General features: G+C 62.1%; 5 protein-coding genes. All 5 read left to right on the forward strand.

The window, feature by feature from the left end; translation table 11 throughout:
• Nucleotides 1-5: 5 nt before the first annotated feature.
• Nucleotides 6-2,657: a glycoside hydrolase family 65 protein gene (locus CRD15_RS04690; protein ID WP_070552257.1), complete on the forward strand. Its 2,652-nt coding sequence runs from the start codon at nucleotides 6-8 to the stop codon at nucleotides 2,655-2,657.
• Nucleotides 2,658-2,990: 333 nt separating this feature from the next.
• Nucleotides 2,991-3,776 carry a succinate dehydrogenase cytochrome b subunit gene (locus tag CRD15_RS04695; protein WP_034971000.1) on the forward strand — a complete coding sequence of 262 codons (786 nt, stop codon included), beginning with the start codon at nucleotides 2,991-2,993 and terminating at the stop codon, nucleotides 3,774-3,776.
• Between the two features lie 33 nt (nucleotides 3,777-3,809).
• Nucleotides 3,810-5,843, forward strand: coding sequence for a fumarate reductase/succinate dehydrogenase flavoprotein subunit (locus CRD15_RS04700; RefSeq protein WP_034971001.1), 2,034 nt, complete (start codon nucleotides 3,810-3,812; stop codon nucleotides 5,841-5,843).
• Nucleotides 5,843-6,592, forward strand: coding sequence for a succinate dehydrogenase/fumarate reductase iron-sulfur subunit (locus tag CRD15_RS04705; protein WP_034971002.1), 750 nt, complete (start codon nucleotides 5,843-5,845; stop codon nucleotides 6,590-6,592). Before CRD15_RS04700 ends, CRD15_RS04705 begins: the two co-directional genes overlap by 1 nt.
• A gap of 40 nt (nucleotides 6,593-6,632) precedes the next feature.
• The gene (locus CRD15_RS04710) at nucleotides 6,633-6,953 is read left to right on the forward strand and encodes a hypothetical protein (protein WP_034972540.1); all 321 of its coding nucleotides are present in this window, start codon (nucleotides 6,633-6,635) and stop codon (nucleotides 6,951-6,953) included.
• The last annotated feature ends 44 nt before the right edge of the window (nucleotides 6,954-6,997 follow it).

The following is a 6,997-nucleotide window of genomic DNA, read 5'->3' on the forward strand; positions in this document are numbered from 1 at the left end:
ACACTATGGGGATCAACGCCCAACGACAGACCAAGCGCAGTCCTGCCGACCAGCGGCTGAAGGACTTCCTGGCAACCCGCCGAGAGGGAGCGGAGCCGGGGTACAAGCGCCCGATCGACGGCGGCGACTTGCGCGCGGAGGGCTTCCGCGCGGACATGAAACACAGTGCGGTGAATCCTTTGGAGTCTGTGGACCGCGACAACAACCCGGTTGACGAATGGGCTCTGATTGAAACCCGCCCGAACTCCATGGACCTGGGAGTATCCGAGACCCTGTTCGCGCTGTCCAACGGCTACCTGGGGCTGCGCGGCAACCCAGAGGAAGGGCGCGATTCCCACACTCACGGCACGTTCATCAACGGCGTGCACGAAACCTGGGACATCGAGCACGCGGAGGATGCCTACGGCTTGGCGCGCACGGGGCAGAGTATCGTCTCGGTACCGGATGCGAAGGCTATGCGACTGTACATCGACGACGAGCCGTTGCGTCTGGGCAACGCGGAGGTCATGGAATACAACCGCAGCCTGGACTTCCGCGAGGGCGTGCTTCGTCGCAGCCTGGTCTGGCGCACTCCGGGCGGCAAGCACGTGCGCGTGACCTCCGAGCGCATGGTGAGTTTCCAGGAGCGCCATCTGGCGCTGCAGTCCCTGGAAGTCGAGCTGCTGGACGCGCCGGCCGCCGTTGTGGTCTCCTCCCAGCTGCTGAACCGCGAGGACGGCCAGGGCGAGTTCCCGGATAACAACGCCCGCGTGGCGGGCGAGGAAGGCTTCGACCCGCGCAAGGGCGAGCAGTTCCAGGACCGCGTGTTCATCCCGAAGTACCAGTCCAGCACCGAGCCGGAACGTGCCACGCTGGGTTACCAGATCAACCACTCGGGCATGACCGTGACAGTCTCCATGGACCACATCTTGGACATCGACAACCCCTCGGATGAGACGGACACGGGCGTGGACACCGGCGTGGAGGTCTCCACGGAGGTGGAAGAGGACGTCGCCCGCGTGACGTACCACCTGAACGGCAAGAAGGGAATGAAGATGCGCCTGGAGAAATTCACGGCGTACCACTCCTCCCGCCACGTCGCCCCGCAGGAGCTCGCATTCCGTTGCGCGCGCACCATCAACCGCGCGAAGCAGGTGGGCTTTAGCAACCTGATGGATAACCAGGCCGAGTGGCTGGCCCGCTTCTGGGAGCGCTCCGACGTGCGCATCGCCGGCCAGCCTGCGCTGCAGCAGGCGGTGCGCTGGAATATCTTCCAGCTGATCCAAGCTTCCGCCCGCGCGGAGACCAACGGTGTGCCGGCAAAGGGCATGACCGGATCCGGCTACGGCGGCCACTACTTCTGGGATACGGAGATCTATGTGATGCCGTTCCTGTGCTACACCAACCCCAACCTGGCTCGGAACGCCCTGCGCTTCCGCTACGACATGTTGCCCGCGGCCAAGCAGCGTGCGCTGGAGCTTTCGCACGACGGCGCCCTGTTCCCGTGGCGCACCATCAATGGCCAGGAATCCTCGGCCTACTACGCGGCGGGTACGGCGCAGTACCACATCGATGCCGACATTGCGTTTTCGCTGATGAAGTACGTTTACGCGACCGGCGACACGGAGTTCCTGCTACAGCAGGGAATCAGCCTGCTGGTGGAGACCGCACGGTTCTGGATGTCCATCGGCTTCTTCAACAGCAATCAGGACAAGTTCGAGATTCACTCCGTGACCGGCCCGGACGAGTACACGACCGTGGTGAACAACAACCTGTACACAAACGTCATGGCCCAGTACAACCTGGAGGTCGCGGCGGCCGTGGTGCGCCAAATGGAGGAAGAGCGCCCGGAGGAATACCGCAACTTGCAGCACCTGAAGCACGTCACGGAGGCCGAGGTCGACCTGTGGCGCAAGGCTGCCGACTGCATGTACATCCCTTACAACGAGGAACTGAAGGTCAACCCGCAGGACGACCAGTTCCTGCACCGCCGCATCTGGGACCTGGACGACCCGGAGGTCGGACCGAAGCGCCCGTTGCTGCTGCACTACCACCCGCTGACGATCTACCGCTACCAGATCTTGAAGCAGGCCGACGTGGTGCTGGCGCTATTCCTGCAGGGGCAGCGCTTCTCCACCGAGGTCAAGCGCGCGGACTACAACTACTACGACATTCTGACCACGGGCGATTCCACCCTCTCGGCCGTCGTGCAGTCCATCATCGCCGCGGAGCTCGGCTATAAGGAGAAGGCCGAGGAGTTCTTCTACCGCGGCCTGTTCGTGGACATGGGCGACCTGCACCACAACGCCTCGGATGGCGTGCACATCGCCTCGTGTGGCGGCGCGTGGACGGCGCTGACCAACGGCTTCGGCGGCTTCCGCGATTTCTACGGGCAGTTCACCATCGACCCGCGCCTGCCGGACGAGTGGGAGTCCCTGACGTACCACATCACCCTGTACGGCGAGCGCCTGCGCGTGGAGGTCCGCCCCGGCGAGGTAGAGCTGGTGCTGGAGGAGGGCGACCGCAAGGTCGGCCCGATCTGGGTCATGGGCGAGGAGGTCGTCGTCGGCCACGAGCCCGTCATTGTAAAGGGGCCGACGCTGCTCAGCGAGCATCGCGCCGACGGTGAAGATGGCGATGCGTCGCCCGTCGCTCCGGACCACCGGGTACGGTTATAAAAATATATCTTTATTGACGCCCACCGCCAGCGTGTGTCGTTACCCCCGTAACCCCTGCGAGGTAGGTAGTGAGCGGCAGGGGTGGGGAGTGTGGCGTCAATAAGAAAGCGACAAAGAGCGCCGCGAAAACCGTGTGACCAGTGTGACGCCGAGGGTTGACGGCCTCTCATCACATATTTAACAGTACGGCTGTACCGTTAGCTGTATTTTTGCAAGGTTTGTATTGCGGAAATGGCGTACCCCATAACGGGGTGTAGAACCGGGAACATGCAGGTACACAAGTAGTCCGAGGGGGGCTTTAGCACATACAGTGTCTATGACACTGGAGGTGCCATGACTGTTAAGTATGACGACCGTGAGGCAATCGCTCACGGAAAACTGAGAACTTCGAGCCTGCGCGAGAAGCCAGGCTTCCCTTCGTGGGCGATGAAGCTGACGATGGCCATCACGGGCATCATCTTCGCGCTGTTCGTCCTGGTTCACATGGTTGGAAACCTGAAGGTTTACATGGGGGCCGAATCCTTCAACACCTACGCCGACTTCCTGCGTGAATTCGGCTACCCGCTGCTGCCGCACGAGTCCTTCCTGTGGGTTGCTCGAATCGTGCTGCTGGTTTCCCTGATCCTGCACGTGTGGTGCGCATTCGCGTTGACCGGCCGTGCTCACCAGTCCCGTGGCCGCTACCGCCGCAAGGGCATGGTCAGCAGCTGGAACACCTTTACCGCCCGCAGCATGATCGTCACCGGCATCGTGCTGCTGCTGTTCATTATCTTCCACATCCTGGACCTGACGATGGGTGTAAAGCCCGTCGCCTCCGACGACTTCCAAGGTCCGGTTGATGGCGCACACGCTGCCTTCCAGAACCTGGTCGCATCCTTCGAGCGCCCGGCTGTGGCCATCTTCTACATCCTGGCGATGCTGATCCTGTTCATGCACCTGTCCCACGGCATCTGGACTGCCACCTCGGACCTGGGCATCACCGGCCACCGCACCCGCAAGGTCATGCTGTGGATCGCCTACCTGCTGCCTGCGATCGTGATGATCGGCAACATCTCCATCCCGCTGGCTGTGATGTTTGGGCTGGTTGATCAGGCCTCCTTCGTCCCGGTTGGGCATTAACGGCGAGTCTGGTTTCAAGGAGAAGAGAGTTAAATGAGCGAAGTAACTAACCACCCGCACAATCAGACCGCGGACTTCGACTACGACAAGGCCGTCGCCGCTTTCACGGCTCCGGAATCCGTCGTCGAGGGCGTGACCGTCGGTAAGGTCCTGAAGGACAACGCACCCCACGTGGTGAGCCAGGACAAGCAGTGGCAGTACGCCAAGGAGCACTTTGGCATGGTGTCTCCGCTGAACCGCAACAAGTTCCGCATCCTCATCGTCGGTACCGGCCTGGCCGGTGGCGCCGCAGCTGCCGCACTGGGCGAGCTGGGCTACGACGTGAAGGTGTTCACCTACCACGACTCCCCGCGTCGCGCGCACTCCATCGCTGCGCAGGGCGGTGTGAACTCCTCCCGCGGTAAGAAGCTGGATAACGACTCCACCTACCTGCACGCCAAGGACACCGTTAAGGGTGGCGACTACCGCTGCCGCGAGAACGACTGCTGGCGACTGGCTATGGAGTCCCCGAAGGTCATCGACCACATGAACGCTGTTGGCGCACCGTTCTCCCGCGAGTACGGCGGCACCCTGGCAACCCGTTCCTTCGGTGGCGTTCAGGTCTCCCGTACGTACTACACCCGTGGCCAAACGGGTCAGCAGCTGCAGCTGGCCACCACCTCCGCGCTGTACCGTCAGATCGGCGCTGGCCACGTGGAGATCTTCACCCACAACGACCTCGTTGACCTGATCGTCAAGGACGGCCGCTGTGAAGGCGTGATCATGCGCAACCTGCTGACCGGCGAGCTGAAGGCTCACACCGGCCACGCAACCGTGCTGGCCACCGGCGGTTACGGCAACGTGTACCACATGTCCACGCTGGCCAAGAACTCCAACGCCTCGGCCATCATGCGCGCCTACGAGCTGGGTGCCTACATGGCGTCTCCGTCCTTCGTGCAGTTCCACCCGACGGGCCTGCCGGTGAACTCCACCTGGCAGTCCAAGACGATCCTGATGTCCGAGTCGCTGCGTAACGACGGCCGCATCTGGACCCCGAAGAAGAAGGGCGACGACCGCAAGCCGAACGACATCCCGGAGGACGAGCGCGACTACTTCCTGGAGCGCCGCTACCCGGCCTTCGGCAACCTGGTTCCGCGTGACATCGCTTCCCGCGCCAACGCTCAGCAGATCAACGCTGGCTACGGCGTGGGTCCGATGAAGAACTCCGTGTACCTGGATCTGGGCGACGCTATCCAGCGCCTGGGCAAGGACACGATCCGCGAGCGCTACTCGAACCTGATTCAGATGTACGAAGAGGCCATCGGCGAGTCCGCTTACGAGACCCCGATGCGCATCGCCCCGACCTGCCACTACACCATGGGTGGCCTGTGGACTGACTTCAACGAGATGACGTCCATCGACGGTCTGTTCTGCTCTGGTGAGTCCTCCTGGATGTACCACGGCGCGAACCGCCTGGGTGCTAACTCCCTGCTGTCCTCCTCCGTGGAGGGCTGGTTCACCTTGCCGTTCACCATCCCGAACTACCTGGCGCCGCACCTGGGTGAGGAAATCCCGGCCGCCGATTCCCCGGCTGCGCAGGAGGCTCTGCAGCGTGCAAAGGATCGCATCGAGCGTCTGACCACCATCAAGGGCGACAACCCGCACGGTCCGGAGTACTACCACCGCCAGCTGGGCGAGATCCTGTACTTCTCCTGTGGCGTGTCCCGCAATGTGAAGGACATGAAGGACGGAATCGAGAAGATTCGCGCACTGCGCAAGGACTTCTGGGCCAACGTCCACATCCCGGGCGGTACCGAGGAGATGAACCAGACCCTGGAGTACGCAACCCGCGTTGCCGACTACCTGGATCTGGGCGAGCTGATGTGCGTGGACGCCCTGGACCGCGACGAGTCCTGTGGTGCCCACTACCGCGATGACCACCTGTCCGAAGACGGCGAGGCAGAGCGTGACGATGACAACTGGTGCTTCGTCTCCGCCTGGGAGCCGAATGGCGAGAACAAGTTCATCCGCCACTCTGAGCCCCTGTACTTCGACCGTATCCCGCTGATGACAAGGAATTACAAGTAATGAAACTGCATCTTGAAATCTGGCGTCAGGCGGGCCCGAATGCCGAAGGCCACTTCGAGTCTGTTGACGTTGACGACGCTGCAGAGCAGATGTCCATCCTGGAGCTGCTCGACCACGTAAACAACAAGTACGTTGAAGCGGGCAAGGAGCCCTTCGCCTTCGCTTCCGACTGCCGCGAGGGCATCTGCGGTACCTGTGGCCTGATGGTCAACGACCGTCCGCACGGTCCGGACAAGAACAAGCCGGCCTGCCAGCAGCGCCTGCTGTCTTTCAACGACGGCGATACCATCAAGCTGGAGCCGCTGCGCTCTGCTGCGTACCCGGTGATCAAGGACATGGTCGTCGACCGTTCCGCACTGGATCGCGTGATGGAAAAGGGTGGCTTCGTGTCCGTCATGGCCGGCACCGCCCCGGATGCCGACTCTCTGTTGGTCAACCACTCCGACGCGGAGAAGGCTCTGGATCACGCAGCCTGCATCGGCTGCGGTGCATGTGTTGCTGCTTGCCCGAATGGTGCAGCCCACCTGTTCACCGGTGCGAAGCTGGTTCACCTGACGCTGTCTCCGCTGGGCCGCGAGGAGCGTGGCAAGCGTGCACGCAACATGGTTGACGAGGTCGAGGGTACCTTCGGACCTTGCTCGCTGTACGGCGAGTGTGCTGACGTTTGCCCGGCGGGTATCCCGCTGACGGCTGTGGCAGCTATCACAAAGGAACGCACCCGTGCCGCTTTCCGCGGCAAGGATGACTAAGATCAACTCCAAGACAAGTTTCAGAAAGTAGGAGAGAACCATGGCACTCAGTGAGAACCTGCACATGGAGCGTTACTACGTTGATGGCTACCAGCCGTCCAGCTTTGATGCGCCGCACTCTTCGCTGCAGCGCTCCCTCACTTGGATCGGCATGGGCTTCTGGCTGCTGCTGATGCCGGGTCTGGGCACCATCGTGTTCGGCCTGGCTACCAACATGTCCGGTACTCAGGACAACGCCATGATGTACCTGATCACCGGTGTAGTAATTTCCGTGGTTTCTGTTGTTGCGGGCTCTGCGTGCATTCACGCAGGTCGCAAGAACTACCGCGACTACAAGGGCCGTTCTGGCCGCATCATCTAGTTGCTAGCTTCGGCTAGCGCTTAGCTGCTGGCTTTTGCTAGCTG

The organism is Corynebacterium sp. LK28, assembly GCF_014335105.1.
GTDB classification, from domain to species: Bacteria; Actinomycetota; Actinomycetes; order Mycobacteriales; family Mycobacteriaceae; genus Corynebacterium; species Corynebacterium macclintockiae.

Bases quoted from the DNA above. Each gene is read 5' to 3' on its own strand.
- CRD15_RS04690 (WP_070552257.1), top strand. From the start codon at position 6: ATGGGGATCAACGCCCAACGACAGACCAAGCGCAGTCCTGCCGACCAG.
- CRD15_RS04695 (WP_034971000.1), top strand. From the start codon at position 2,991: ATGACTGTTAAGTATGACGACCGTGAGGCAATCGCTCACGGAAAACTG.
- CRD15_RS04700 (WP_034971001.1), top strand. From the start codon at position 3,810: ATGAGCGAAGTAACTAACCACCCGCACAATCAGACCGCGGACTTCGAC.
- CRD15_RS04705 (WP_034971002.1), top strand. From the start codon at position 5,843: ATGAAACTGCATCTTGAAATCTGGCGTCAGGCGGGCCCGAATGCCGAA.
- CRD15_RS04710 (WP_034972540.1), top strand. From the start codon at position 6,633: ATGGCACTCAGTGAGAACCTGCACATGGAGCGTTACTACGTTGATGGC.